This is a genomic window from Streptomyces sp. NPDC018031 (assembly GCF_044327625.1).
In the GTDB taxonomy this organism is placed as follows: domain Bacteria; phylum Actinomycetota; class Actinomycetes; order Streptomycetales; family Streptomycetaceae; genus Streptomyces.
Genome location: NZ_JBIRFT010000011.1, coordinates 193,972 through 219,691 on the forward strand (window position 1 = coordinate 193,972; position 25,720 = coordinate 219,691).

General features: G+C 74.8%; 20 protein-coding genes. 10 read left to right on the forward strand and 10 right to left on the reverse strand.

Features of this window, described 5'->3' with window-relative positions:
- The first annotated feature begins 320 nt into the window (after window positions 1-320).
- From helR to ACH4B3_RS23700, 3 genes are all read left to right on the forward strand, one after another.
- Window positions 321-2,471 (forward strand): RNA polymerase recycling motor ATPase HelR, encoded by a 2,151-nt coding sequence (gene helR, locus ACH4B3_RS23690; RefSeq protein WP_398465715.1) that lies wholly within the window; start codon window positions 321-323, stop codon window positions 2,469-2,471.
- Window positions 2,472-2,603: 132 nt separating this feature from the next.
- On the forward strand, window positions 2,604-3,257 hold the full coding sequence (locus ACH4B3_RS23695; RefSeq protein ID WP_398465717.1) for a TetR/AcrR family transcriptional regulator: 654 nt from the start codon (window positions 2,604-2,606) through the stop codon (window positions 3,255-3,257).
- Window positions 3,254-4,723 carry an MFS transporter gene (locus ACH4B3_RS23700; RefSeq protein ID WP_398465719.1) on the forward strand — a complete coding sequence of 490 codons (1,470 nt, stop codon included), beginning with the start codon at window positions 3,254-3,256 and terminating at the stop codon, window positions 4,721-4,723. Before ACH4B3_RS23695 ends, ACH4B3_RS23700 begins: the two co-directional genes overlap by 4 nt.
- 174 nt (window positions 4,724-4,897) lie before the next feature.
- On the opposite strand, the gene ACH4B3_RS23705 is transcribed toward ACH4B3_RS23700, so the two are convergent.
- From ACH4B3_RS23705 to ACH4B3_RS23720, 4 genes are all read right to left on the reverse strand, one after another.
- Window positions 4,898-5,446, reverse strand: a complete 549-nt coding sequence (locus ACH4B3_RS23705) for a gluconokinase (RefSeq protein ID WP_398465721.1) — start codon at window positions 5,444-5,446, stop codon at window positions 4,898-4,900.
- Between the two features lie 65 nt (window positions 5,447-5,511).
- A complete protein-coding gene (locus tag ACH4B3_RS23710; RefSeq protein WP_398465723.1) occupies window positions 5,512-6,939 on the reverse strand; it encodes a glucose-6-phosphate dehydrogenase in 1,428 nt (475 codons plus the stop codon).
- Entirely contained in the window at window positions 6,936-8,762 is a 1,827-nt protein-coding gene (locus tag ACH4B3_RS23715; protein WP_398465725.1) for a glycoside hydrolase family 15 protein, read from the reverse strand. The genes ACH4B3_RS23710 and ACH4B3_RS23715 overlap by 4 nt, the downstream gene beginning before the upstream one ends.
- Window positions 8,763-8,810: 48 nt before the next feature.
- The gene (locus ACH4B3_RS23720; RefSeq protein WP_398465727.1) at window positions 8,811-9,860 is read right to left on the reverse strand and encodes an NAD(P)-dependent alcohol dehydrogenase; all 1,050 of its coding nucleotides are present in this window, start codon (window positions 9,858-9,860) and stop codon (window positions 8,811-8,813) included.
- A 229-nt stretch (window positions 9,861-10,089) separates the two neighbouring features.
- Between ACH4B3_RS23720 and ACH4B3_RS23725 the strand changes: the two genes are divergently transcribed.
- Window positions 10,090-11,136 carry a lactonase family protein gene (locus tag ACH4B3_RS23725; protein ID WP_398465729.1) on the forward strand — a complete coding sequence of 349 codons (1,047 nt, stop codon included), beginning with the start codon at window positions 10,090-10,092 and terminating at the stop codon, window positions 11,134-11,136.
- A 182-nt stretch (window positions 11,137-11,318) separates the two neighbouring features.
- Window positions 11,319-11,777, forward strand: a complete 459-nt coding sequence (locus ACH4B3_RS23730; RefSeq protein WP_398465731.1) for a universal stress protein — start codon at window positions 11,319-11,321, stop codon at window positions 11,775-11,777.
- A 282-nt stretch (window positions 11,778-12,059) separates the two neighbouring features.
- Here ACH4B3_RS23730 and ACH4B3_RS23735 read toward each other — a convergent pair whose 3' ends face one another.
- Entirely contained in the window at window positions 12,060-14,168 is a 2,109-nt protein-coding gene (locus ACH4B3_RS23735; RefSeq protein ID WP_398465733.1) for a hypothetical protein, read from the reverse strand.
- 321 nt (window positions 14,169-14,489) lie between these two features.
- Between ACH4B3_RS23735 and ACH4B3_RS23740 the strand changes: the two genes are divergently transcribed.
- Window positions 14,490-15,635, forward strand: a complete 1,146-nt coding sequence (locus ACH4B3_RS23740; RefSeq protein ID WP_398465735.1) for a Rieske 2Fe-2S domain-containing protein — start codon at window positions 14,490-14,492, stop codon at window positions 15,633-15,635.
- 47 nt (window positions 15,636-15,682) lie between these two features.
- Window positions 15,683-16,483, forward strand: a complete 801-nt coding sequence (locus ACH4B3_RS23745) for an SDR family NAD(P)-dependent oxidoreductase (RefSeq protein ID WP_398465737.1) — start codon at window positions 15,683-15,685, stop codon at window positions 16,481-16,483.
- Window positions 16,484-16,535: 52 nt separating this feature from the next.
- On the opposite strand, the gene ACH4B3_RS23750 is transcribed toward ACH4B3_RS23745, so the two are convergent.
- Window positions 16,536-17,270: a DUF4232 domain-containing protein gene (locus ACH4B3_RS23750; protein ID WP_398465739.1), complete on the reverse strand. Its 735-nt coding sequence runs from the start codon at window positions 17,268-17,270 to the stop codon at window positions 16,536-16,538.
- Window positions 17,271-17,656: 386 nt separating this feature from the next.
- Between ACH4B3_RS23750 and ACH4B3_RS23755 the strand changes: the two genes are divergently transcribed.
- Entirely contained in the window at window positions 17,657-17,797 is a 141-nt protein-coding gene (locus ACH4B3_RS23755; RefSeq protein ID WP_398465741.1) for a hypothetical protein, read from the forward strand.
- A gap of 241 nt (window positions 17,798-18,038) precedes the next feature.
- Here the strand turns inward: ACH4B3_RS23755 and ACH4B3_RS23760 are convergent, their stop codons facing one another.
- On the reverse strand, window positions 18,039-18,620 hold the full coding sequence (locus tag ACH4B3_RS23760) for a CGNR zinc finger domain-containing protein (protein ID WP_398465743.1): 582 nt from the start codon (window positions 18,618-18,620) through the stop codon (window positions 18,039-18,041).
- An 80-nt stretch (window positions 18,621-18,700) separates the two neighbouring features.
- On the opposite strand from ACH4B3_RS23760, the gene ACH4B3_RS23765 reads away from it, so the two are divergent.
- Window positions 18,701-19,927 (forward strand): MFS transporter, encoded by a 1,227-nt coding sequence (locus ACH4B3_RS23765; RefSeq protein ID WP_398465745.1) that lies wholly within the window; start codon window positions 18,701-18,703, stop codon window positions 19,925-19,927.
- 159 nt (window positions 19,928-20,086) lie between these two features.
- Here the strand turns inward: ACH4B3_RS23765 and ACH4B3_RS23770 are convergent, their stop codons facing one another.
- The 3 genes from ACH4B3_RS23770 to ACH4B3_RS23780 are packed head-to-tail and all read right to left on the reverse strand — an operon-like array spanning window position 20,087 to window position 24,353.
- Window positions 20,087-21,802, reverse strand: coding sequence for an ABC transporter ATP-binding protein (locus ACH4B3_RS23770; RefSeq protein ID WP_398465747.1), 1,716 nt, complete (start codon window positions 21,800-21,802; stop codon window positions 20,087-20,089).
- Complete coding sequence (locus ACH4B3_RS23775) at window positions 21,799-22,497, reverse strand: iron dependent repressor, metal binding and dimerization domain protein (protein ID WP_398465749.1); 699 nt, start codon at window positions 22,495-22,497, stop codon at window positions 21,799-21,801. Before ACH4B3_RS23775 ends, ACH4B3_RS23770 begins: the two co-directional genes overlap by 4 nt.
- A complete protein-coding gene (locus ACH4B3_RS23780) occupies window positions 22,497-24,353 on the reverse strand; it encodes an ABC transporter ATP-binding protein (RefSeq protein WP_398465751.1) in 1,857 nt (618 codons plus the stop codon). Before ACH4B3_RS23780 ends, ACH4B3_RS23775 begins: the two co-directional genes overlap by 1 nt.
- A gap of 265 nt (window positions 24,354-24,618) precedes the next feature.
- On the opposite strand from ACH4B3_RS23780, the gene ACH4B3_RS23785 reads away from it, so the two are divergent.
- Entirely contained in the window at window positions 24,619-25,653 is a 1,035-nt protein-coding gene (locus tag ACH4B3_RS23785) for a helix-turn-helix domain-containing protein (protein WP_398465753.1), read from the forward strand.
- The last annotated feature ends 67 nt before the right edge of the window (window positions 25,654-25,720 follow it).

A 25,720-nucleotide genomic window follows, 5' to 3' on the forward strand; every position in this document is an offset into this window, starting at 1 on the left:
GGCTGAGAGGGCCGATCCATGCCCCGGGAGTGAGAGTGGCAGGAGGGAGTACCCACCTCTTGCCACTCTCAACTTATAGCGCACCGGGGGGCTTGCGGCAAGGCCCCGGTGGTGCCGCAGAATCGCTGGCCCGAGCGAGATTCCGCGGACATGGGAGATGCACGACGTGCGAGTGCTGTTGTCGGTTCATGGGTGGTGCGGTGACGTCGGGCCGGTGGTGCGAACCGCGTCGCGGTCGCGGGCACTCGGCACCGGGGCCGGGGGACGGGCGTGCGCCCCGGCGGACCCGGCCGTCCTGACCTTCGATCGGAGCCGCTGACATGAACTCCGCTACCACCAGCGCCTTCGCCCTGCCCGACGCTCTGGCCCCCAAGGCCGACCCGGTGCTGATCGCCGACGACGAGCGGCACTTCGCGGCCATCGCGGAGAGCCTCGACCAGACGATCGCCGAACTGTCCGACCGCCTCGATGCCGCCCTCAAGGCGCCCGGTGGCGTCGGCCGGCAGGCGATGGAGCGGGACGCGGAGGTCCACCGGCTGACCGGTCGGCTGCGCGCCCTGCGCCGCTTCGGCCTTGACCTGTGCCTCGGGCGCATCGTCGGCGCGGACGACCCCGAGCCCCTGTACATCGGGCGCCTGGGCCTCACCGACAGCACCGGACGCCGGCTGCTGGTCGACTGGCGCTCTCCCGCGGCCGAGCCCTTCTTCGCCGCGACCCACGGCAGCCCGATGGGTCTGGCGAGCCGCCGCAGGTACCGCTGGACCGCGGGTCGGATCAGCGACTACTGGGACGAGGTGTTCACCGCCGACGGGCTGGAACGGCACGCCGCGCTCGACGACCAGTCGGCGTTCATCGCCAGTCTGGGCGGCAGCCGGTCGCCCCGGATGCGCGACGTGCTCGCCACCATCCAGGCCGACCAGGACGCCGTCATCCGGGCGGGGTCCCGCGGCGCCCTCGTCGTCGACGGGGGGCCGGGCACGGGCAAGACCGTCGTCGCCCTGCACCGCTCCGCCTACCTCCTCTACTCCGACCCCCGGCTCGGCCACCGCCGGGGCGGCGTGCTGTTCGTCGGTCCGCACCAGCCGTACCTGGACTATGTCGCGGACGTCCTCCCCAGCCTCGGGGAGGAGGGCGTGCAGACCTGCACCGTGCGCGACCTCGTCGCCGAGGGAGCCGGCGCGGCGCACGAGGCCGACCCGGAGGTGGCCCGGCTGAAGTCGTCCGCGGACATGGTGAAGGCCATCGAGACGGCCGTCCGGTTCTACGAGGAGCCGCCCGCCGAGGGGATGACGGTCACGACCGACTGGTGCGACCTCCGGCTGAGCGCCGACGACTGGGCCGAGGCGTTCCGGGCACCGGGGCCGGGCACCCCGCACAACGAGGCGCGCGAGCAGATCTGGGCGGAACTGGTCACGATCCTGCTGGACAAGTGCGACGACGACGTCCCGCCCGACCTGTTCCGGAGGTCGCTGGCGCACGACGAGGAACTGGTCACCACCCTCAACCGGGCGTGGCCGCTGCTGGAAGCCGCCGACCTGGTCGGCGACCTGTGGTCGGTACCCGCCTACCTGCGGATGTGCGCCCCCTGGCTCAGCCCGGACGAGGTCCGCGTGCTGCGGCGCAGGGAAGCCCCCCAGGCCTGGACCGTTTCCGACCTGCCGCTCCTGGACGCGGCACGGCAGCGCCTCGGCGACCCGGAGGCGGCGCGCCGGCAGCGCCGGCACCGGGCCGCGCTCGCCGCCGAACGCGCGCGCATGGCCGACGTCATCGACAACATCGTCGAGGCCGACGCCGACGGTGAAGGCGCGGTGACCATGCTGCGCGGCCGGGACCTTCAGGACAGCCTGATCGACGGGAGCGCCCTGCCCGGCGCCGATCCCGACCGGCTGGCCGGCCCGTTCGCGCACGTCGTCGTGGACGAGGCCCAGGAACTGACCGACGCCGAGTGGCAGATGCTGCTGCTCCGCTGCCCGTCCCGGAGCTTCACCATCGTCGGCGACCGGGCCCAGGCCAGGCACGGGTTCGCCGAGTCGTGGCGGGACCGGTTGGAGCGGATCGGCCTGGACCGGATCGAGGTGACCGCCCTGAGCGTCAACTACCGGACGCCGGAGGAGGTCATGGCGGAGGCCGAGCCGGTCATCCGGGCCGTGCTCCCGGACGCCAACGTGCCGACCTCCATCCGCAGCAGCGGCGTTCCGGTCCTGCACGGATCCGTCGCGGACCTACACCCGGTCCTCGACACCTGGCTCGCCGAGCACGCCGAGGGGGTCGCCTGCGTCATCGGCGATCCCACGTTCCGGGCCACGCCCCGCGTCCGGTCGCTGACCCCGGAACTGTCGAAGGGGCTCGAGTTCGACCTGGTCGTGCTCGTCGACCCGGAGACGTTCGGCGAGGGCACCGGGGGAGCGGTGGACCGCTACGTCGCGATGACCCGGGCGACCCGGCAACTCGTCATCCTCACCGGTTCCTGACGCCGGCCCCCGGCGACCGGGCCGCCGCGCGGCGCGGCCGGGCCGAGGACGCCTCGCCGCCGCCGCGGCATGCCCGCGGCGGCCGGCGGCCGGCGAGTAGACACTGTCTACGCGCCCTGGTAGACAGTGTCCATGGACAGTGAGAGCTCCCTCCGGGAGCGGTTGATCGACGTGGGGGTGGACCTCGTGACCACCGAGGGCGCCGCGTCGCTGGGACTCCGCGAGATCGCCCGCCGCGCGGGCGTGTCCCACGGCGCGCCGCGCCGCTACTTCCCCACGCACCACAGCCTGCTCTCCGCCATCGCCCGGCGCGGCTTCGCGGACCTGGCGGCCCGGTTCGATGCAGCGACCGCCGGCCCCGCGGCGCCGCGCGCCCGGCTGCAGGCCCTCGCGCGGGCGTACGTCGGCTACGCCCTGGAACACCGCGGCATGTTCGAGCTGATGTTCCGCCACGACCTGCTCGACAGCGCAAGACACGGCTCAGAGCAGCCGCGGCTACGGGACTCGACCCTCCCGCTCTTCGCACACCTCGGCGGGCTCATCGCCCGGCACCGGGCGGAACGGGACGCCGAGAACCGCTCCGCGGCACCGGCCGGTGCCGAGCCGCCCCCGGCCGAGGCGGCCGCCGCCCTCTGGGCGAACCTGCACGGCATCGCGCAGTTGTGGGCCGGCGAGAGCCTCCAGCTCGCCCTCGGCGCACCACCCGGCGCCGCGCCCGGTGACGACCCGCTGGACCGGCTCGTCACGGCGGCCCTGGACGCCCATCTCGGTCCGGCGCGCACATGACCGGAACCGCGCGACCGCAGCTCGCACTCCTGGTCAGCGCGGCGGGCGCGATGATCGTCGCGCTCGACGGCACCGTGCTGCTGATGGCGCAGCCCAGCCTGGGGCACGATCTCGGAGCCACCGTCGGACAGGTCCAGTGGACCAGCACCGGCTATCTGCTCGCGGTCGCCGCGCTGCTGGTCGTCGCCGGTCGCCTGGGCGACCGGTACGGGCACCTGCGGCTGCTGCGCGTCGGCGTCCTCGGCTTCGGCGCCACCTCGGTCGGCATCGCCCTCGCGCCGCACGTCGGCTGGGTGATCGGTCTGCGCACCGCCCAGGGCGTGTTCGGCGCTCTGCTGCAGCCGGCGACCCTCGCGCTGCTGCGGCTGGCGTACCCGGCGCACCGGCTCGGCACGCCGGTCGCGGTGCGCACCAGCGCGATCGCCGTCGCCGCGGGGGCCGGACCGGTCATCGGCGGTGTCCTCGTGGAGCACTTCGGCTGGCGCGCCGTGTTCTGGATCAACCTCCCCCTCGCGCTGGTGATCGCCGCGCTCACGCTCGCCGTCCGGGTGCCCGCACCCGCGCCCGCCGGCTCGCCACGGCCCGGCCTCGCCGGCGCCGCCCTGCTCGCCCTCGCGCTCGCGCTCGGCGTCCACACCCTGGGCGAGGTACCGCTCCGCGGATGGACCGCCCCGTGGACACTGCTCGGCCTGGGCGCCGTCACCGGCCTCGGGGCGGTCTTCGTCGCACACGAACGCCGCGCCACCCACCCGATCGTGCCACCGGCCGTGGCGCGGTCCGTACCGGTGATGGCGGCGATGGCGTTGCTGCTGGTCACCAGCGGCGGCATGTTCGGTGCGCTGTTCGTGGCCACCTTCTCGCTGCAGGACGGCCTCCGGCTCGACCCGGTCGAGAGCGGACTGCAGGTGCTGCCGCTCACCGCGCTGATGATCCTCGGCGCGCCCGCCGCCGGGGCCGCGCTGCGCCGGTACGGCCCACGCCGCACCGCGATCGCCGGGACGCTGCTCGTCGCCCTCGGCATCGCGGGCCTGTCCAGCCTGTCCAGGATCGGCCCGGCCGCCACCTGGCAGGCCACCGGCGCGGCCTTCGCGGTACTCGGCGCGGGGTTCGCCACCGTCATGGTCACCGCCACCGGGGCGGTCGTCGGCGACGCGCCGCCCGAGTACGCCGGGGTGGTCGGCGGGCTCAAGCAGACCGCCGCGAACACCGGTCCGGCCCTCGGCATCGCCGTCGCCGCCGGGCTGATGGGCGCCGGGCCGGCCGCCGTCGGGTCCGTGGCACCGCCCGTCCCGGGGACGGGGTCCGCGTTGCTGACCCTGGCCGGACTCGCCGCGCTCGGCCTGGCACCGGCCTGCCTGCTCCCTTCCCGACCGCTGAGACCCCCCGGGCACGGCAGGACGGACCCGGCCGGCCCCGGCGGCCACCAGGCCGCGTCCGCCGACCTGGCGGGTCCGCCGCGGGGGTGACGCATCCGTCTCCGTCACCGCGCCGCCCGCCCGGTAGGCGGCTGACCGCGGGTCACCCGGCCGGCGGGCCCCGCCGCACACGCCGCTGCCGACCGGGAGGCGGGCCGCCCCGGTCCGGTGGTGGCGCGCCGGACCGGGCACCGCGGGCGCGGGCCGTTCGGCTCCGGCATCCGCTCACGGCGGGTCCCGGCGGTCGCCTACGTCGCCGAGTACCTCCACGGCCTCCCGCACGATGTCCCCGGGAGCCGGCGCGGCGTCCAGGAAAGCCCCCCGCTCGTCCGGTTCCAGGGGTTCGAGCGTCGCGAGCTGGGAGTCGAGCAGCGTCTCGGGCATGAAGTGGCCGGTACGCCGGCCGAGCCGGTCCGCGAGCACCTCGCGATCGGCCGTGAGCTGGAGGAACAGCGCGGCGGGGCACGCCGACCGCAGCGTGTCCCGGTAACGCCGCCGCAGGGCGGAGCAGGCCACCACGCCGCCGCTGCCGGCCGCGTACCGGTCGCCCAGCCACCGCCCGACGGTCTCCAGCCACGCCCGGCGGTCCGGGTCGCCCAGCGGAACTCCCGCCGACATCTTCCGGACGCTGGCCGGCGAGTGGAAGTCGTCGGCCTCCGCGAAGGGCACCCCCAGCCGCTCGGCCAGCCGCCGGGCGATCGTGGACTTGCCGGCCCCGGACACCCCGATGACCACGACACACGGCGGACGGCTCTCAGGGCTGCGGGTCGTCATCGGCTGGATCCTCCAGGACCGGCGTCCGCCCGGCGGGCCCGGTCCGGCTGTGGTGCGGTTCGTCCTCAGGAGCCGGTCGGCAGGACCGAGTCCTGGTGCAGCAGGTCCTCCCGCCGCCCCGGGGTGGTGTGCCGGGACGGCGGCCCGTCCGAGCCGGCCGGGTACTCCTCCAGGGGTACCAGCCCCCTCTCCCACGCGGACAGCACCGGTTCGACGACGCGCCAGGACTCCTCGGCCTCGTCGCCGCGGATGGACAGGGCGGGGTCGCCGTTGAGGACGTCCAGCAGCAGGCGGCCGTAGGCCGGCAGGTCGGGTGGTTCCATCCCGGCGGTCAGCGACAGCTGGGTCAGGTGCTCGGCGCGCGCGCCGACGGCGGTGAGGTCCAGACTCAGGTTCTCCGGCTCCAGGCCGAAACGCAGCATGTTGGGCCGCACGTCCTTGTCCTGCCCGAAGGGCAGGTGGGGAACGGACCGGAAGCGCACCGCGACCTCCTTGCGGTCCGTACCGAGTGCCTTGCCGCTCCGCAGGCGGAACCTGGTGCCCGCCCAGCGCCAGCTGTCCAGTTCCAGCTCGACCTCGGCGAAGGTCTCGGTCAGGCGCCCCGCGTCGACCCCCTCCTCGTCGGCATAGGCCGGCACCTCCCGGCCGCCGCAGCGGCCGGGCGAGTAGCGGGCGCGGCGGGTGCGCCGGACCACGTCCTCGTCGGTGAGCAGCCGCACCGACCGGAGCACGTCCACCTTGCGGTCCCGCAGGTCCCGCTCGCCGAGCGTGATCGGCGGCTCCATGGCGAACAGGCACAGCAACTGCAGCAGGTGGTTCTGCACCATGTCCTTCAGCGCGCCCACGTGGTCGTAGTAGCCGGCCCGGCCTTCCAGGGCGAGCGTCTCGTCCCAGACGATCTCGACCTCGGCGATGTGCGTGCTGTTCCAGATGGGTTCGAGCACCCGGTTGGCGAGCCTGCTGCCCAGCACGTTCTGCACGGTGGTCATGGCCAGGAAGTGGTCGACCCGGAAGACGGCGCGCTCCGGTACGAGACCGGCGAGCAGCCGGTTCAGTTCCTCCGCGCCGGCCAGGTCCTCGCCGAAGGGTTTCTCCAGGACGACACGGCTGTCCGGGGGCAGCCCCGCGCCGTGCAGCGCGGTCACCGTGGGAGGGAAGAGCGCCGGGGGAAGGGCGAGGTAGACGGCGACCGGGTCGTCACCCGCGACGACCGCAGCCACGTCCGAGGGATCGGTGACGTCGGCCTTCCGGTAGTCCGCCGACGCCACCACGGCGCGTCTGGCGTCGGCCGGGAGGGCGGCGCCGTGGCGTTCGAGCCGATCGGCGATCCAGTCCCGGTACCGGTCCCCATCCCAGTCCTCCCGGCCGGCCCCGGTCATCCGGAACCGGTCGTCGATGTGCCCGGCCGCGCGCAGCGCGACCAGTGCCGGCAGCAGGTACCGGCTGGTGAGGTCGCCGGTCGCACCGAAGAGGGCGAGCCGTCGGATGGTCATCGCGAACCTCCCCTCGCCCGGGCGAGGTTCACGCCGCTGGCGATGATCCCGATATGGCTGAACGCCTGAGGAAAGTTGCCCATGAACACTCCGGTGGTCGGGTCGATCTGCTCCGACAGCAGCCCCAGCGGGCTCGCTCGCCCGCACAGCGACGCGTACAGCTCCTCGGCCCGGTCGAGCTCCCCCTGGCCGACCAGGTTGTCCACCATCCAGAAGCTGCACAGGACGAACGCTCCCTCGTCGCCCGCCAGGCCGTCGGGGTGCTCGGCGTGCAGATAGCGGTAGAGCAGCCCGCCGCCGGCCGACAGGCGCTCGGCGACGGCGCGGGTGGTGGCCACCATCCGGGGGTGGTCGGCCGGCACGACATGACGCAGCGGCAGGCCCAGCAGGCTCGCGTCGACGACGCCGCCGCCGTCCAGGTACACACTCAGCGTCTGGGCGTCCTCGTCCCAGGACTCCTCCAGGATGAGCTCGCGCAACCGGTCCGCCGCGCCGCGCCAGCGGCCGACGTCCCCCGGCAGCCCCAGGCGTCGCGCGATCTGCGCCGCCCGGTCCAGGGCCACATGGCACAGTCCGGCGGAGTAGGTGAACGGGCGGCCCTCGCTGCGGATCTCCCAGATCCCCTGGTCCGGCCGGCGCCAGGCGTCCACGGCCGCGTCGGCGAGCCCCGCCAGACTGGACCACATGGCGGGCTGGATCTCGCCGCCCCGGCGCAGCCACTGGTCGGCGCAGTCCAGGATCTCCCCGTACACGTCGTGCTGGCGCTGATCGGCCGCGCCGTTGCCCCAGCGGACCGGCGACGAGCCGCGGTACCCCTCCAGCTCACCGTCCTCGCTCTCGTCCGGCACCGGGCCGCCGTCCAGGGTGTACATGATGCGGGGCCGGCGGCTGCGCTCGAAGGCGTCGAGGACCCAGCCGAGGAAGGCGTCGGCCTCGTCGTGGAAGCCGATACGGCGCAGGGCGAAGACCGTGAACGCCGCGTCCCGGATCCAGGTGTAGCGGTAGTCCCAGTTCCGGACCCCTCCGATCGGTGCGGGCAGGGAGGACGTGGGCGCTGCCGCCAGCGATCCGCCGACCCAGTCGTCACACATCTTCAAGGTGATCGCGGACCGTCTGACCAGCGCCTCCTGCGGTCCGGCGTAGTCGAGGGCCCGCATCCACCGCCGCCAGGCGTCCGCTGTTCCGCGCAGCATGGCGTCGGGGTCGAAGCGGTGGTGGCGGTGGAAGCGCCCCCAGGACAGCACGAGATCGAGCCGGTCCCCCCGGCGCAGGTGGTACCGGGTGCGCAGGCCGGTCAGCGGGCGGCTGGAGCGCAGATGGAGCCGGAGATCCGGCCGCTGGGCGGGCCGCACCTCCAGACCGCTGAACAGGTGGTCGGCCTGCCCGCCGCCGCGGGGCTCGAGCTCCACCCCGAGGTGTACCTCTCCGTCCAGCACCAGCACCGAGCGGACGAGTTCACCGCGGCTGGACGGCGCGTCGTCGGAGAGGTCGGCTCCGGACCGTAGCACCAGCGCGTCCGTGACCCGCACCAGCCCCGTGTCACCGCGCAGCTCCGTCCGGAGCACGCCGGTGTCGGGCTCGTACCGCTGCCGTGCCTCCAGCAGGTTCTCCGGCGCCACGGTGAAGTGGCCGCCCCGGGTGCGGTCCAGCAGGGCGCAGAAGACCGGTTCGGAGTCGAACCGGGGCAGACACATCCACGGGATGGTGCCGTCGAGGCCGACGAGCGCCGCGGTCGTGCCGTCACCGATCAGGCCCAGGTCCTCCAGCGGCAGGTAGCCGTCCACCCTGCGCACGGGCCGGAACGGCGGGTCGGGGTCGTGCATGGCCGCCTCGCTCCCTTCCACACCTGTCGCCGCTGCCGGCGAGCCCGTTCAGAAGGTGATCAGCACCTTGATCATGTCCTCCAGCTTCTGGTCCGACACTTCGAAGGCGCGCTCCATCTCCCCGAAGGAGAACCGGTGCGTCGTCATGCGCGTGGGGTCCAGGCGGCCCCCGCCGAGCACCCGCAGCAGCCGCTCCATCCGGAGCCTTCCGCCGGGGCAGAGGCCGGAGCTGATCGTCTTGTCGGCCATCCCCACCCCCCAGGCGACACGAGGGATGCTGACGAAGTCGCCGGACCCGAAGTAGCCGATGTTGGAGATCGTTCCGCCGGGCTTGGTGATCTCGACGGCGGTCCGGAAGGTCACGTCCGCGCCCAGCGCCTCGATCGCCGTGTCCACCCCCTGCCCGTCCGTCAGCTCCAGCACGCGCTCGTGCACGTCCTCGCGGGTGAAGTCGACGATCTCGTCCGCTCCGTAGGAGCGCGCGAGTTCCTGCCGGCCCGGAACCGACTCGACCCCGATCACGAGTCCGGCGCCGCGGAGCTTGGCCCCTGCGGTCGCCATCAACCCCACCGGGCCCTGGGCCAGCACGGCCACGGTCCCGCCCACCGGGATACTTCCGTTCTCCGCGCCCAGGAATCCCGTGGAGAGCATGTCCGCACAGTAGGCAGCCGCTTCGTCGGAGATTCCGTGGGGGATTTTCGCGAGGTTGGCGTCGGCGTCACCGACATGGAAGTACTCGGCGAATACACCGTCCTTGGAATTCGCGAACTTGAATCCCCCGAGCGGTCCTCCCGACTGGGCGGGATAACCGTTCTGGGAAGCCAGGTCACCCCAGTCCGGAGTGATGGCGCCGACCACGATCCGGTCACCCGGCCGGAAGTCCCGGACCTCGTCGCCGACGGCCTCCACGACCCCCACCGCCTCGTGCCCGAGCGTCAGATTCTCCCGTGGACCGATGCCGCCCTGCACGGTGTGGGAGTCGGAGGTGCAGATCAGAGCCGTCGTCGTCCGAATCAGGGCGTCTCGCGGGCCGATGTCGGGGACCGGCTTCTCCATGAAACCGACCCGGCCGATCTCCTGCATGACAAATGCCTTCACCCACGTCGTCCTTCCGTCGGCTCTTCCCGGTCAGCGGACATCCCCAGGGCGTCGGCGGACCGTGTTCGGCAACCGTGGTCCGCCCGCGGCACGGGCTTTCCGGAACCGCTCCCAGAGTCCCAGAGCGGAATTCCGGCCGCGAGCGGTCGCCCGTCCGATTGGTGCTTCCAGGTCAACACCGAACCGATCAGACCGGCCGCCCCCGCGATGGCCGATAGGGTGACGGCCCATGGACGGCACGGGCGCCCGGCGGGCATTCATCGGTTCCTTCACCTCGAGCGGAGGGCGGGGAATCGTCCAGGCCGACGTGGACCCGGACACCGGAGCCCTGACCGCGACGGGCACCGTCGCCACCGTTCCCGACCCGTCGTACCTGGCCGTGGCGCACCGGGAGTCCGGCCCGGTCCTCTACTGCGTGTCCGAGACCGGCCACGGAGCGGTTGCCGCCCACGACCTCTCGGCGCCCACCCCCCGGCCGCTCGGCGGTCCCGTCCCGGTGCGGGGGGCCGACCCGACGCATCTCGCCGTCTGCCGGGACCACCTGGTGACGGCCAACTACGGCTCCGGAAGCGTCACCGTACTGCCGCTGGCCGCCGACGGCACCCCGCGGGCGCCGAGCAGCGTGCTGCGGCACGAGGGGTCCGGGCCGCACCCCGCACGCCAGTCGGCCCCGCACGCCCACCAGGTGGTGCCGGACCCCTCGGGGCGCTGGGTGCTGAGCGTCGACCTCGGCACCGACTCGGTACGGGTCTGCACACTGGACCCGCACACCGGACGGCTCGGTCTGCACGCCACCACCGGACTGCCACCCGGCACCGGCCCGCGCCACCTCGCCTTCCACCCGCGGGGGAGCCATGCCTACGTGCTCGGTGAGCTCCGGCCCACCGTCACCGTGTGCCGCTGGGATCCGGCCGGCGGAACACTGCGGCCGATCGGTGAGTGCCCCCTCTTCCCGGACGGAGCCGGCGTTCCGGTGCAGCCGTCCGCCCCCGTCGTCTCCCGGGACGGCCGGCACCTGTGGGCGGCCGTGCGCGGCACCGACACCATCGCGGTCCTCTCCCTCGACGAGAGCGGCGACCTCGCGGAGGTCGTCACGTCGGTGCCGTGCGGCGGCAGCCGGCCGCGTGACCTCGTGCTGCATCCGTCGGGCACCCGCCTGTACGCGGCCAACGAAGTCTCGGGCGACGTGACCTGGTTCGACCTCGACGGGACGGGCCTGCCCCGGCGCGGCGGGGCGCTCGCCGTGCCGGCGGCATCCAGCGTCGTCTTCGTCTGACCCGGAGCCGCGCCGCCGCGAATCAGGCCGCTCACCGCGGACCACGGCATCGCGGACGCCCCGCCCCGTCTGGACCCGCCGGACTGCGCATCCGGTGCCGTCCGCCGGAAGCTGGAGGCGAGCCCCGTGGTGGCGGACCGCGGACCCGGTGCGGTCGTCCCCCGTCGAGTCGAGGAGGAACCATGGCTGACCAGCGCGAGGAGCCGGGCCGCATCGTGGTCGGGGTGGACGGGTCGGACTCGTCGAAGCAGGCCCTGCGGTGGGCCGTGCGGCAGGCGGAACTCGCCGGCGATGTGGTGGAGGCGCTGACCGCGTGGGATCTGCCGCAGTACCACGGCGCGCTCGGCTGGCTGCCGCCGTCGAGCGGCGACGAAGCGGCTCTGGAGAGCCGGGCGAGCAAGGAACTCACCGAAGCCGTCGAGGAGACCGTCGGGCCGCGGCCGCCCGTGGAGGTGCGTACCGAGGCGCGCTACGGCACCCCCGCCAGTGTGCTGCTCCACGCGGCCCACGGCGCCGCGCTGCTCGTGGTCGGCAGCCGGGGGCTCGGGGGCTTCGCGGGGCTGCTGCTGGGATCGGTGGCCCAGCACTGCGCGCAGCACGCGAGCTGCCCGGTGGTCGTGGTCCGGGACACCGGAGGATGAGCGCCGGGCCGGCGCCCGGTCGGCCACCGCGCCGCGGCGCGCCGGTCGGCGCACCCCCGGGCGCCGGCCCGGGCCCGGCCGGGATGCCCGGTGGGCGACACCCGGGGCAGGGGAACCGTGGGGCGCCGATCCGCCGCCGCGGCGCGGCCCGCACCACCCCGGGCCCCGCCCGTCACCCGCGCGCCCCGGCGCGGGGCCGGTCCGGCCGCCGGCGACGGGCCCGGCCGCGCCGGAGCCCCTCGGCACCCGCGCCGCGGGCGCCGCTGCGCCGGGCGCGCCGCCTCAGCCGCCGTCGCACGCCGCGAGCACCGCGCGGCCGTGCCGCAGCAGCAGTTCGTCGTCCGCGCAGCGGTAGCGCATCCGACCGGTGCCGCCGGTGTTGTTGTGGCGCCGTGCCGAGGCGAGTTCCCGGCGCAGCAGCGGGACGGCCGCCGAGGCCGCGGAACCCATGCGCTCCCACACACCGGCCACGTCCGGGCGGTTGTCGCGGTGCGCCGACCACGCGTGCAGCAGCAGCGGCATGGCCGCCTCGGCGTCCCGGCCCGCCTGCCAGACCGCCACCGCGAACGCGCCGGCCACCCAGCCTCCGACGGCCTCGGGCGAGGCGGCGAGCCGCCGCAGCTCGGGGAGGAGGGGAGCGGCCGCGGGACCCATCCGGCCGATCACCCGCAGCGCGTCGTGCCGCGGTGACCAGTGGTCCGCCGAGAGGCCCTCGGCCAGGACCGGCAGCACGGTCTCCGGCTCGCCCCCGGCCGACCACACCGCCTCGGCCACGTCGGTCCGGTGGCGCGGCTCGCCCTCGCGGAGCAGGCGCCGCAGCTCCGGCAGTGCCTCCCGGGCCGGTGCGCCCAGCCGGGTCAGGGCCCGCAGCGCGTCCCCCAGCTCCGGGGTGGACTCGTCCCGGGACGCCCGCAGGATGCGGAGGACCGGCGCCACCGCCTCGGCCGACCCGGTGGCGGCCACGGCCTTCAGCAGATGCCCGGTACGGTGCGGACGCTCTCCGGGGACCACCCCGGCCAGCCTTCCGACCAGCACCGGAGCGAGCGCGGCGGCCGCACCCGGGTCCATCCGGCCGATCCGGTCGCCCAACTCCTCCGGTACGTGGCCGAACCGCAGCACCTGGACCAGCCCGGGCACGGCGCGGGCGTCCCCCTGGGCCGCGAGTGCGTTGAGCGCCGCCCCGTAGGAGGTCTCGTGCCACCGCGCCTGGGGAGGGAACTCCGGCCCGGCCGCCACCCGTTCGGCCAGCGCGTCGGCCGCCGGGCCGCCGATCGCGTACAGCCACTCCAACTCCCCGGCAGCCCATCGGACGATGCGGCTGTCGGACTCCCGGACCTGTTCCCCCAGCAGCCGCACGGACTCGCCGTGCGGGCCTCGCCAGCCCGACAGCAGCAGACCGCTCATGTCGATCGCGGCGCGCCGCTGCCCCCAGTCGGGGCTGTGCAGCTGGTCCTCCAGGAGTGCGAAGCGCTCCGCGACCCGGTCGTCCAGGGCGTGGTGCAGGTCCTCCAGGAGATCAGTCGCCCAGGGCGCCGTCACCGACCCGCGTCGCGACTCCCTGAGCCGGCGCAGGTAGGAGATCATGGTCGGGGTCCGCGGCGCCGGCCGGGCCTCCTCGCGGGCCGCGGCCGCATCCTCCGCGCTCCGCGCCTCCCGCATCGTCTCGGCGGCCAGTTCCACCGTCTCCTCGGGGAGCCGCCCGGGCGCACAGCGGGCCAGTTGCACCAGGGCCGCCAGCCGCGGCTCCGGAGCGGCCGGGGCCGTGCCGGGGAGGGCCAGGGCGGTCAGCGCGTCACCCGACTGCTCCGCCAGGCCGGGGTTGCGGACGCCCAGTTCCCCCAGGGCCGTCGCCACGGCCCGCAGGACCCGCGGCGCCGTCTCCACCGCGAGCCGTCCGCGCAGCGCCGTGAGCACGGCGTCGGGGTCGTCGTGCCACTGCACCAGGGCGCCCGGCAGCGCCCGCCGCAGATCCGGGTCGGGGTCGTCGAGGAGGCCGAGCAGCAGCCCGGCGCGCGCCCGGATGTCCGACTCCGCCCGGGTGAAGTTCGCGGCCCAGGCGGTGTACTCCTCCTCGTCGTCGGTCCAGACGTCCATCTCGGCCATGTCGCGGCCGTCGCCGTCGATGCTGCGCAGCAGGCCGACCACGTCGCCCCGCCCCGGTGCTCCGGCCGTCGCCACCAGTTCGAACAGGAAGGGGATGCAGGCGACCGTGCTGTCGTAGACGTCGCCCTGGTGGTGCACCGCGCCGTACATGCCGTCCAGGGCGATCTCCCGCTCGGCGGCGTCGGCGGACGCGAGCCCCAGCAGCAGGTCCGGTACATCGGAAGCGTCGCCGTACGCGTGGCTCATGGACGCCCAGTCGACGTCCTTCATCCCGGTAAACATGATCATCAGTCTGCCGTACGCGGCCGCGGACACCGGGCGGGTGGTCCCGGGCGGTGCGCGGCGGCGGCCGGCCCCGCGGCGGGCCGGCCCCGGACACCGCCCGGTCACCGCCCGCTCGGTACCCGCGTCGGCCCGGAGCCCGGGCCCGGGTGGCGCGGGCGGCCCGCCGGGCCCGCGCGCCACCCCTCGTCACCCTGTGGGGCGAGCCTGATCGGCGTGGAATCCGGGGACACAGAGAAGGTGCTCCCGGAGGACGGCGGGGGGCCCCAACCGCGCGTGAGGAAGAAGGAACCCATGGCCGAGGCCCGGTCGAGGAGGGACGGAACCATGGCGGCGGAACCGGCGAGCACCGCCGACCCGCCGGCCGACCTCCGGCGCACCGGGATCAACCCGGACCACTGGTATCCGGTCGCGGTGTCCGGGAGCGTACCGGGACGCGGGACGTTCGCCGCGGTGTTCGCCGGCGAGCGCATCGCCCTGTACCGCGGTGAGAGCGGCACCGTCTACGCCGTGGAGGACCGGTGCGCCCACCGGCAGGTGCCGCTGAGCATGGGAACCGTCGAGGGCGAGACGCTCCGCTGCTGCTACCACGCCTGGGCCTACCGCGGAAACGGGCGCATCTCGCAGATCCCGTACCTGCCCAAGGGGGTGGGCCGGCCGCCCCGCGGGGTGCGTTCCTACCCGGTCCGCGAGGCGTACGGCCTGGTCTTCGTCTTCCCCGGCGACCCGGAGAAGGCGGAGCAGGCGCCCTTTCCCCGGCTGCCGGAGTTCCGTTCGGGCCGGTACCGGACCATGACGTTCTCCCGCACGGTGCGCTGCCACTACTCGTTCATGCACGAGAACCTGCTCGACATGAACCACCAGTTCCTGCACCGGGGCGTCCTCGGCAGGGTCCAGCCCAGGCTGCTGGGCTACGAAACCGGCCCCACCTCGGTGGAGGCGCGGTACCTGTTCGTCCCCGCGGGCGGCCGGAAGGACCGCGGCGCGGGCCTGCTGTCCGGTGAGGGCATCGGTGGCGGCCGGAACCCCGACCTGATCACCATCCGCACCGAATACCCGTACCAGACCCTGCGCGCGGTGCCCGAGAAGGCCCGGCGGCCGGCGTTCCTCCTGTGGGCGGCCTACGTCCCGGAGGACGCCGAGCAGCGCACCCACCACGCCTACGGCCTGCTCATGATCGCCAAGCCGCCCGTGCCCGGCGCCCTGACGGTGGCCTGGCCGCTGATCCGCCGCTTCACCGAGCGGGTGTTCGCGGAGGACCGCAGGGCGGTCGAGGCCGAACAGCGGGCCTGGGAGGAGCAGGGCGAGGACTGGAACCACGAGGTCTTCCCGCTGATCCTCGACGTCCGCAAGGTGCTGCGCGACAACGGCGTGCCGCTTGGGCCCGGGCCCGTCCGGCGGGGTGGTCCCGCGTGCGGCGCCCCTTCGCCGGACGGACCGGCGCCGTGCGGCGGGCCCCACCCGTCCGGCTGAGAGCCCCCGTCCGCGGTCGTCGTCCCCGACCGGAAGGAGCACCGCCCATGAGCGACGCCAAGCCCCTCGCCCTCGTCACGGGTGCGTCGAGCGGTATCGGACTGGAACTCGCCAGGCAACTGGCGGAGCGCGGTTACGACCTCGTCATCAACGCCAGGGACGAGGCGCGGTTGCAGCGGGCGGCGCAGCAGATCCGCGCGGCGGGTGCGCGGGTCACGGCGGTCCCGGCGGACCTGCGCGACTACGGGCGGACCGAGGCGCTGTTCGACTCGGCGACGGAGCCGGGCCGGCCGCTCGACGTCGTCGTGCTGAACGCCGGGGTCGGGCGCGGCGGCGCGTTCACGGACACGGACCTGGCGGACGAGCTGGAGATCATCGACCTCAACGTCCGCTCGACCGTGCACCTGGCCAAACGGGCCGTCCGTCACATGACCGCCCACCACGCGGGCCGCATCCTCGTCACCTCCTCCATCGCCTCCACCGTGCCGGGCAGCTTCCAGGCGGTGTACAACGCCTCGAAGTCGTTCCTGCAGTCCTTCACCCAGGCACTGCGGAACGAACTCAAGGACAGCGGTGTCACGCTGACCTCGCTGATGCCCGGCCCCACGGAGACCGACTTCTTCCACCGGGCCGAGATGGACGACACCAAGGTCGGCCGGCAGCAGAAGGACGATCCGGCCGAGGTCGCACGCCAGGGGCTGGACGCCCTCTTCGCCGGCAGGGAGAAGATCGTCGCCGGCTCCGCCCGGACCAAGGCCCAGGCTCTCGTCAACAAGGTGCTTCCCGACAGGATCAAGGCCGAGGCGCACCGGAAGATGGCCGGACCCGGCTCCGGCGTCCGGGAGTGAGGTGGAACCCCGGCACCGCCCGGCGGTGCGCCGTGCCGGGTGTCCACCGCGGTCAGTGGGAGAACAGCGGTGACACGGCGCTCTCCGAGTCACCCTGCCAGTAGGTCACGTGGATCGAGCCGTCCACGACCACGCCGTCCGCCGCGGGCAGTGTGACGGCCGTGCCCTCGCCCGTGTCGCTGCCGACGCTCTCGCCCTGGAAGGCGACGGTGAGGGTCTTCTCGATGGTGGCGTCCGGCTTGCTCCGGTTGGTGAGAACGCCCGCGTAGCCCTGGCTGCCGGGGGCGAGGACCACCGCGGCCCGCGGCTTGGAGCTCTCGATGACCGGCGGCACCGACTGCGCCTCGCCGAACCGGACCGCCGGATAGCCGAACAGGTTGCAGGGCTTGCGGCCGGTGTTGGTGACGGTGAGCAGCAGCTTGGCGTCGTCCTTGTGGGCGGGCAGGGCGAACTCCGCGGCCACGTCGGTGTTGGCGTCGGTGCAGGTGTCTTCCGCGGTGTCCCCGGCGCCGCCCGAGGTGCCGCCGGTGTTACCGGTCGCGCCACCGGTGGCACTGCCGCCGTCGCCACCGGTGGTGTCCGCGTCGCCCCCGCCGCCGCCGGTGCCGGATGAGCCGCCCGGCCGGGTCGACGCGGAGGAGGTGGCGGTGGGCTTCGCCGGCGGGGCGTCGCCGGCCGTGTCGTCCCCCGACTCACAGGCCGTGGCCGCCAGCAGCGCGGCGGTGGCCAGGCCCAGCGTGCCGAGCCTGAAGGTGCGATGAGTGGCCGTGCGGAAGGTGCGCATCATGATCCCCCGTGGTGGTCGACTGACGTACGGTCACGCCGAGCCGAGCATGCGACGGCGGCGGTGCCGAACTCGCGCACCACACACGCTCGTTACCGTCCGCGGACATGGAGTTGACGCTTCCGATGCCGCCGCGCCCCACCCGCGGGGCAGCGGGCGGGGCGCGGCCGCGGCGGCTCCGCCGGGGGAGCCACCGCGCCCGCCGCGGAGCCGTCGCGCGGCCCGCTACCAGGCCGGGCGCGTCGTCGGCACCGCGGCAGCACTCAAGGCCGGGCGCGCCGCCTGACCGGGCGTGGCACGGGCTCCGGCGTGTCCCCCGACCGGTCGGCGACCGCCGCGGGGTCCCAGGTCACGCTCGTGGAGGCACGGCCAACGGTCAGCCCGGTCTGGTGGCCCGACTGGACGGCGCCACCGTCTCGGTGATGGCGTTCGACGTCACCGGGGACCGGACCGGCCACATCCGGGCCGTGCTCAACCCCGACAAGCTCCGCCTCTGGACGACGGGCGAAAGGGGCCGGCCCGGGGCCTGATGCCGGACCGCTGCCGGCGGATGACCCGCCGGCCCGGCCCCCGCCGGCCCGGCCCCCGCCGGCCCGGTGGCCGCTGACGCCGCGGCTCCCCGGGGCGGCGTGTCGGCGGCCGGCCGGGGGCCGGGAGCGTACGGCGTCGCCGAGGAGCGGTGGCGGCCGCCCCGGCGGCAGGCCGGTGGAGGCGCCGCCCCGGCCTCCGGGAGGCGGCCGGTGCCTGCCCGGATACCGGCGCGGTGGCGGGTCAGCCGCCCGCGCTCCTGCGGGCGCGGAACGTCGCGGCCTTGGTGCGGTTCTGGCAGGCGGTGGAGCAGAACTGGCGGGCGGCGTTGCGGGAGGTGTCGACGTAGACCCGGTCGCAGCGGTCGGCCTGGCACACGCCGAGCCGGCTCGCGAGCCCGCCGCCCACGGCGAGGGCGAGCGCGGTGGCGCAGCCGGCGCCGACCCCCGCCGCGAACGAGTCGTCGGCGCCGTGGAAGTGCAGCCGCCAGGGCGTGTCCTCGGCCGGGGCCAGCCGCGGCCGTGCGCCGGTGTCGCGCAGCAGGCCGTTCACGGCCTCGGCGGCGGTGTCGAGGTGTCCGTCCTGCACGGCCTGGAAGACACGGCGCAGGCACCGCGCCGTGCCGGCCAGGCGCTTCGCCTGCGCGGTGTCGACACGGCGCGGCAGGGCGGCCCCCGCGGTGGGCGGGACCGCGGCGTCGATCGCCCCGACGAGGTCGGCGCCGCGCGGCGCGGTGTACCCGCGACCGTGTGCCTCGCCGTCGGTGAGGGTGTTCACGAGCGATACGGCCTGGTCCAGCAGCACCGCCACGTGACTGTCGAACATCACTTGACCAGTCACTCCTTCCGGAATAGCGTCCGTACCTGACGTTACTCGATTCGACAGTTATTCGAGGGGTGGCGAGCATGCCGCGGACCGTATGGCTGCTGGTGGTGGCGCGGGCGATCAACCGGCTCGGCGCCTTCTCCCTGCCGTTCCTGACCGTCCTGATCAGCACCGAGTACGGGGCGAGCGCCACGACGGCCGGTGTGCTCTCGGCGGCCTTCGGGCTCGCGACGATCCCGTCCCGGCTGGCCGGCGGCCGGCTCGCGAACCGGCTCGGGCGCCGCCGGACGATCGTGCTCGGCCTGGCCGGCTGCGGTCTCGCCCAGCTGGGGATCGCCACCGCCGGCTCGCTGGCCGCGGTGGCGGCCTGCGCGATCGCGCTCGGCCTGACGTTCGAGCTGTACGAGCCGCCGAGCCAGGCGCTGATCGCCGACGCCGTCGGCCCCGCCGAGCGGGTGCGCGCGTACAGCCTGCTCAACGCGGCGCTCGCGGTCGGCGGGACCGGCGCCGGACTGATCGCGGCGAGCGTGGGCCGGTGGGATCTGCGCTGGCTGTTCGTCGTCGACGCACTCACCTGCCTGGCCTGTGCGCTCATCGTCCACCTCGCGCTGCCCGCCGACCGTCCCCGGCAGCCGGTCGGGCCGCGTGGCGTACCCGACGACCCGGTCCACCCCTGGCGGGACCGCGCCCTGTGGGCCATGTTCGTCTCCGGGACGGCCTTCGCGCTCGTCGCCATGCAGATCGTGATGGCGCTGCCGCTCTCCCTCGACCGGCGCGGCCTGGAGCCCGCCGACGCCGGACTGCTCTTCACCACCTCGGCCCTGACCATCGTCGCGGCCCAGCCCGCGCTGCGCCTGCGCCGCCTCGCCGCCCTGCGCACCGCGCACGCACTCGCCCTCGGCTACCTCCTGCTCGCAGCCGGCCTGGCCGGTTACGCGATGGCGCCCACCCTGCCCGCCTTCGTGCTCGCCACCGCCGTGTGGAGCCTGGGCGATGTGCTCGTCCTCGGCCGCGTCCTCGGCGTCGTGGCCGACCTGGCGCCGCCCGGCGGCACCGACCGCTATCTGGCCGCCTACGGCACCAGTTGGGGCCTCGCCACCGTCGCCGCCCCGGTCACCGCGACCCAGCTGCTCGAACACGCGGGCGTCGGCTGGATGTGGGCGGTCACCGCCGGCCTGTGCGCCGTCCTCGCCGCCGCCCAGCTCCTCGTCGTCGAACCCCTCATCACCCGGGCCCCGGCGTCCTGCCCGGCCCGCGCCGCCGCCTCCGGCACGGGCAAGGCGGTCAGCAGCGAGCCGGGGCGGTGACGGCGGGGCTCCACGCGGCGGGGAGCCCGCAGCCACCACCGGGCGGCGGCCGTGCCCCGGGCGCGGGCACCGCCCGCACACCGCGGCCGCGGTCGGGGCCCGTGCGGTCGGGGCCGCGGCGGTCACCCCCGACGCGCGGGGGGCGCACCGCCGGCCGGCTCACTCACTCGCCGCCGGTGCCAGGGAGGCGTTCCAGAACTCGGCGTAGCGGCCACCACGGCGCAGCAGCTCGTCATGGGCGCCTTCCTCCACGATCCGGCCCCGGTCCAGGAAGACGACGCGGTCGGCGCGTCGGACGGTCCGCATCCGGTGCGCCACCATCACCACCGTCCGGCCCGCCATCAGGCGTTCGACGCCCTCGTGGACCGCGGCCTCGTTCACCGGGTCCAGCGCGGAGGTCACTTCGTCGAGCAGCACGACGGGCGCGTCCTTCAGCAGCGCCCGCGCGATCGAGACCCGCTGGCGTTCACCTCCCGACAGCAGTGCGCCGCCCTCGCCGACGGGCGCCGCCCAGCCGCCCGGCAGCCGCGCGATCACCTCGTCCAGCCTCGCCGCGGCCGCCGCCGCCCGCACCTCGGCCGCGTCGGCGCCGGGCCGGCCGAGCCGCACGTTCTCCTCGATGGTGCCGTCGAAGAGGTAGACGTCCTGGAAGACGATGGCGAACCGTGCCATCAGCTCCTCGGTGTCGACCGCGCGCACGTCCACCCCGCCCACCCGTACCGCGCCCGCGTCCACGTCGTAGAACCGGGCGAGCAACTGCAACAGGGTGCTCTTGCCCGCGCCCGAGGGGCCGACCACGGCGATCCGCTGCCTCTCCGGCACCGTCAGGGACAGCCCGTCGAGGACCGTGCGCTCGCCGTGCCGGAAGGTGACGGACTCGAACGCGAGGTCATGGCGTACCGGCCGGACGGGTTCGGCGGGTTCCGGCAGCGGCGGGGTGCGCAGCACCGCGTCGAGCCGCAGCAGTTCGGAGCGGGCGCTGCGCAGCCGGCCGCCGATCTCGGCCAGTGACAGCAGCGGATCCGCACAGCGGGCGGCCAGCACCAGGATGGCGATGACCTCCGCCGCACCGATGCTGCCGCGGAGCGCGAGGTAGGCGCCCAGCGCCAGCAACACGGTGAACATCGCCTGCACCGCGAGCGCCAGGCCCAGCACGCCGGGCAGGGCCGCCAGGCTGGAACGGCGGGACGCACGCTCCATCGCCCGCAGGGAGTCGTCGAGTGCCCCGAAGCGTTCCGCGGTCCGGCCGCCGGCCCGCAGCACCGGCTGGGCCTGGAGGTATTCGATGACCCGGTCGGTGGCCTCGCGGTCGCGTTCGGCGCGCTCGGTGTCGCTCGCGGCCGTCGAGCGTCCCGCCCGGAGCTGGATCGCGGCCACGACGGGCACGGCGGCCAGCGCGGCCAGTCCCAGCTTCCAGTTGAAGACGAGCATGACGGCGACGATCGTCAGGGGAGTCACGCCGGCGGCGATGAACGGTGCCAGCAGATGGGCGATCACGCTCATCGCCTGCAGGACGCCGCTGCCGGCCAGCACGGACACCTCCCCGACGCGGCCCGCTCCGTACCAGCCGATGGGCAGGCGGGCCAGGTGGTCGCCGAGCCGGTGGTACACCCCGCCCAGCAGTGTGGTCCCGACGCGGAACCCGGACCGGTCGCTGACGTAGCGCAGCGTCGCGTAGACCGCGACGGCGGCACCGAACGCGACGAGCCAGGGCCAGGCGTCGGAGGGTGTGTTCCCGAGCAGTGCCCGCAGCACCGGGACCAGCAGTGCGTAGGACAGGCCCTCGGCGGTCGCGGTCGCCGTCATCAGGGCCACGGTGCGGCGCACCGGCCGGGCGTACTCGTGTCCCAGGACGCTCAGCAGCGTTCGGATCATCGGGGCTCGTCTCCTTGGGGTGCGCCGCCGTGAGGTGCGACGAAGATGTGGTCACCGAGTGCGCGGGGGAGCGTCGCCGGCACCTCGCCGGTCATCCGCACGCCGCCCTCGGCGGCCAGGACCGTCACCGTGCGGCCGGGCCGTATCCCGGCGTGTGCCAGCCGCAGCAGTACCGCGGGGTCGTTCTGGAGCCGCTCGCCGATCCGGACGACCCGCACCGCGCGCTCGGCGGCGGTGGCCGCGCCGGTCAGGGTGAGGACGGGCTCGGGCGCGGTGCCGGAGTCCGCCAGCGTGGCCAGCGGGCTGCCGTGCGGGCAGGTGGCCGGGTGGCCCAGGAGGTCCATCAACCGGACCTCCACCGCGTCGGAGATGACGTGCTGCCAGCGGGACGCCTCGACGTGCACGTCCTCCCACCGGAGACCGATCACGTCCGCCAGCAGGCGTTCGGCCAGCCGGTGCTTGCGCATCACCCGCACGGCCCGTCGGCGGCCCGTCTCCGTCATCACCAGCCGCCTGTCGCCGGCCACCCGGACCAGGCCGTCGCGCTGCATCCGGGCCACGGTCTGCGAGACGGTCGGGGCGCTCTGCCGGAGCCGCTCGGCGATCCGCGCCCGGAGCGGCACGATCCCCTCCTCCTCCAGTTCGAGAATGGTGCGCAGGTACATCTCCGTCGGTTCGACCAGGCCATGGGTCATCACGGTCGCTCGTCCTTCCCCGTCCACCCGTCCGCCGGTGCCGCCCCGTCGTCCGGACCGGCCCCGTCGGTGTCCGCCGACCGGTGGGACCGCCAGAACGCGGCGAACCTGCCGTTCCGGGCCAGCAGTTCGGCGGGCCTGCCGCGTTCGACGATCGACCCGTTCTCCAGCATCACGACGGTGTCGGCGTCCGCGATCGTCTCCAGCCGGTGGGCGATGACCAGGATCGTCCGCCGGCCCCGCCGCGCCGCCAGGGCCCGGCGCACCGCCTGTTCGGTCTGCGGGTCGGCGAAGGCGGTCGCCTCGTCGAGCACCAGAACCGGGGCGTCGGCCAGCAGGGCACGCGCGAGCGAGATCCGCTGCGCCTCGCCGCCCGACAGTCCGGCATCCTCACCGATCACCGAGTCGTAGCCGCGCGGCAGCTCCGTGATCCGCTCGTGGATGTGCGCCAGTTCGGCGGCGCGCACCACCTCTCCGCGGTCGGCGTTCGGTACCGCCAGCGCGATGTTGTCCGCGACCGAACAGCGCAGCAGGCGAACGTCCTGGAAGACGAAGGAGACCGTCCGGTAGAGGTCCCGGTCGGCGAGGTCCCGCAGATCCACACCGCCCAGCAGGACCGATCCGCCAGTGGGGTCGAAGAACCGCGGCAGCAGCTGCACCAGGGTGGACTTGCCGCTCCCCGACGGTCCGACGATCGCGGTCACCGAACCCGGCTCGAGTGTCAGGTCGATGCCGCGCAGCACCTCGTGACCGGGTTCGTAACCGAACCGCACGTCACGCAATTCCACCCGGTGGCCCTCCGGGGCGACCGGGCGCGCGGGGGCCGGCAGCGACTCCACCCCGAGCACGTCCCGGATCCTGCCGACCGCCCGGCGGGCGGCCTGCAGGTCGTCGAAGCCGTGACCGAGGGCCGCCACCGGAGCGGTCAGGCCGAGTCCGAGCAGCAGGAAGGGCAGCAGGTCGGCCCGGGGCATGCCGCCGTCGGTGATCCGGGCCGCGCCGCCGACCAGCACGACCAGCAGCACGAACGGCGGCGACAGCACCACCTGCATCCCCGCGGCGATGCCGGACAGCCCGTGCACCATGCGGGAGAAGCTGCCGACGAAGCCGTCCACGGCGGTGCGGAACCGGCGGTGCGCGCGGTCGGCTCCGCCGAACGCCTTGACCACCGCGATGCCCTGCACGAACTCGACGACGGAACTCGCGATCCGCCCCATGGCGGCGTCGAACTCCCGTTGCTCGCGCAGCCGGGCCGGGGTCATCATCAGGGGCACCAGCGCCACTGCCAGCACCACCGGTACCAGCGTGATCAGCGTGAGCCGCCAGTCGACGGTGAACAGATACACCAGCGACACCAGCGGCACCACGAACGCGGAGACGAGCTCCCCGGGGGTGTGCGCGATGAACGGGTGCACGGCGCTGACGTCCTCGCCCACCACCTTGGCCAGCTCACCGGTCCGGCGCCGCGAGAACCAGCCGAGCGGGACCCGCCCCAGCCGCGCGGCCAGCTGCCGGCGGAAGGACAGTTGCACCTGGCCGTCGAGGACATGCCCGATGCCGGCCGACGCGGCCGTGAACAGCAGCCGGACCAGCAGGCCGGCCCCGCCCGCGAACACGACGATCCGGACATGGTCGTGATCGACCGGTCCGGGCGACAGCAGGGCACGGCCCAGTTCGGCGACCGCCAGCAGCGGTGCCAGCCCCGCGACGGCGCCGATCACCTGCAACACCACCACGGCGGCGAACTTCCAGGCATAGGGGCGCAGCAGCCCCGTCATGCGCCGTCCCGCGGCGGATTCGGCACCCGGCGGCGGTGCGGACCGCTCGCTCGCCGGGGCCTGGTCGGTGGTGGTCATCGTGCTCCTGTCTTCGTGAGCGTGGTGTGGGCGCCGGGCCAAGGCGGCCGGCAACCGGTGCTCGGGGTGGACCGGTGGTCCACCGAGGTCACCCCCGCACCGGAGCCGGCACGGAGGAACAGCGGGACGGATGCCGGGGTTTGGGGGCGATACCGGCCATCCTCACCGCCGGCCGCCGCCGGATCATCCGCCAGCCGTCGGGCATCGGACCGCGGTTGCGCGCCGATCGGCGGTCTCCGCTCCCGGTGGCGCTTATCCTCCTGGCATGGAGGCACTGTCCGAACGGCTGTCAGACCTGGATTCGCACGTCCACGGCGCGATCCGGGTCGTGGCGTTCTACGACACGTTGATGCGCCGGCGGGTGGACCTCCCGGCGCTCGCCCGGTCCTCGGCCGGCCTGTCCGGCTGCGTGGCCGGGATCCGGGTCCACGGCACGGGGCGGGTGATCCGCATCGCGCCCGACGGCAGGGAAGCCGCCACGCCGCCGCGGCCCGCGTCCACCGCGGCGCCGGTCACCCTCGACGAGGAGGAGATCGGCACGGTGTGGCTGGAGCGCCCCGACGCGCCCGGCCCGCTCGACGACGTGCTGCTGGACCGGCTCGCGATCGCCACCGCGGCGGTCGTCGAACGGTACGGCCCGGCGCGCACCACCATGGCCGACCCGGCCCTGGTCGAACTGGTCGTCAGCGCCGGCGTCGACGAGGCCGCCCGGGCCCGCGCGCTGCGGCTGCTGGGCTTCGCCGCCGGTCTGCCGGTCCATGTCGTCGCCATACGCTCGGAGCTGCCACTCGACCGGGTCGGCACCCGGATCTGCCCGGCCGGTCCGGTGAAGGCGGCCACACTCGCCGACGTGGGGGTCGTCCTGGCCACCGGCGTCGACGCCACCCGGTTCCCGGCGGACGTACGCGCGGGCATCGGCACCGCCGACTGCCCCCACCACTCCTGGCGACGGGCCCGCACCGCGCTCCGCTTCACCACGCCGCGCCGACCGGTCGTCCACCACGCCGACCTGGGGGCGCTGGCGCTGCTCGCGGAGGTACCCCAGGACATCGTGCGGGACAACGCCGACGTGGCGGCCGTGGCCCGGGTCGCCGCCGGCCCGGATGACCTGGAGACGCTGGACGCCTACTGCGCCACCGGTTCGCTGCGCCGGGCCGCCGACGTCCTCCACCTGCACCACAGCAGCGTGGCCCGCCGGCTCGACCAGATCGGCGGCACACTGGGCGTCGAACTCACCGAGCCCGCCGGACTGCTGCGGGCCAGACTCGCCCTCACCGCCTGGCGGTTGCTGGACGGCTGAGGCCGCGGCCCCGGACCGGGCCGCCGTGGTGCGCCCGGTGCCTCGGCGCGCGTACCCGGCGGCGGTC

What these genes read in the sequence shown, in the direction of transcription:
- ACH4B3_RS23710 (WP_398465723.1), bottom strand. Translation starts at nt 6,939, where the DNA reads ATGACCATCCGACGGCTCGCCCTCTTCGGTGCGACCGGCGACCTCACC.
- ACH4B3_RS23740 (WP_398465735.1), top strand. Translation starts at nt 14,490, where the DNA reads ATGGCGGCGGAACCGGCGAGCACCGCCGACCCGCCGGCCGACCTCCGG.
- ACH4B3_RS23700 (WP_398465719.1), top strand. Translation starts at nt 3,254, where the DNA reads ATGACCGGAACCGCGCGACCGCAGCTCGCACTCCTGGTCAGCGCGGCG.
- ACH4B3_RS23745 (WP_398465737.1), top strand. Translation starts at nt 15,683, where the DNA reads ATGAGCGACGCCAAGCCCCTCGCCCTCGTCACGGGTGCGTCGAGCGGT.
- ACH4B3_RS23765 (WP_398465745.1), top strand. Translation starts at nt 18,701, where the DNA reads ATGCCGCGGACCGTATGGCTGCTGGTGGTGGCGCGGGCGATCAACCGG.
- ACH4B3_RS23785 (WP_398465753.1), top strand. Translation starts at nt 24,619, where the DNA reads ATGGAGGCACTGTCCGAACGGCTGTCAGACCTGGATTCGCACGTCCAC.
- ACH4B3_RS23730 (WP_398465731.1), top strand. Translation starts at nt 11,319, where the DNA reads ATGGCTGACCAGCGCGAGGAGCCGGGCCGCATCGTGGTCGGGGTGGAC.
- ACH4B3_RS23760 (WP_398465743.1), bottom strand. Translation starts at nt 18,620, where the DNA reads ATGTTCGACAGTCACGTGGCGGTGCTGCTGGACCAGGCCGTATCGCTC.
- ACH4B3_RS23735 (WP_398465733.1), bottom strand. Translation starts at nt 14,168, where the DNA reads ATGATCATGTTTACCGGGATGAAGGACGTCGACTGGGCGTCCATGAGC.
- ACH4B3_RS23750 (WP_398465739.1), bottom strand. Translation starts at nt 17,270, where the DNA reads ATGATGCGCACCTTCCGCACGGCCACTCATCGCACCTTCAGGCTCGGC.
- ACH4B3_RS23705 (WP_398465721.1), bottom strand. Translation starts at nt 5,446, where the DNA reads ATGACGACCCGCAGCCCTGAGAGCCGTCCGCCGTGTGTCGTGGTCATC.
- ACH4B3_RS23695 (WP_398465717.1), top strand. Translation starts at nt 2,604, where the DNA reads ATGGACAGTGAGAGCTCCCTCCGGGAGCGGTTGATCGACGTGGGGGTG.
- ACH4B3_RS23775 (WP_398465749.1), bottom strand. Translation starts at nt 22,497, where the DNA reads ATGACCCATGGCCTGGTCGAACCGACGGAGATGTACCTGCGCACCATT.
- ACH4B3_RS23780 (WP_398465751.1), bottom strand. Translation starts at nt 24,353, where the DNA reads ATGACCACCACCGACCAGGCCCCGGCGAGCGAGCGGTCCGCACCGCCG.
- helR (WP_398465715.1), top strand. Translation starts at nt 321, where the DNA reads ATGAACTCCGCTACCACCAGCGCCTTCGCCCTGCCCGACGCTCTGGCC.
- ACH4B3_RS23770 (WP_398465747.1), bottom strand. Translation starts at nt 21,802, where the DNA reads ATGATCCGAACGCTGCTGAGCGTCCTGGGACACGAGTACGCCCGGCCG.
- ACH4B3_RS23715 (WP_398465725.1), bottom strand. Translation starts at nt 8,762, where the DNA reads ATGCACGACCCCGACCCGCCGTTCCGGCCCGTGCGCAGGGTGGACGGC.
- ACH4B3_RS23725 (WP_398465729.1), top strand. Translation starts at nt 10,090, where the DNA reads ATGGACGGCACGGGCGCCCGGCGGGCATTCATCGGTTCCTTCACCTCG.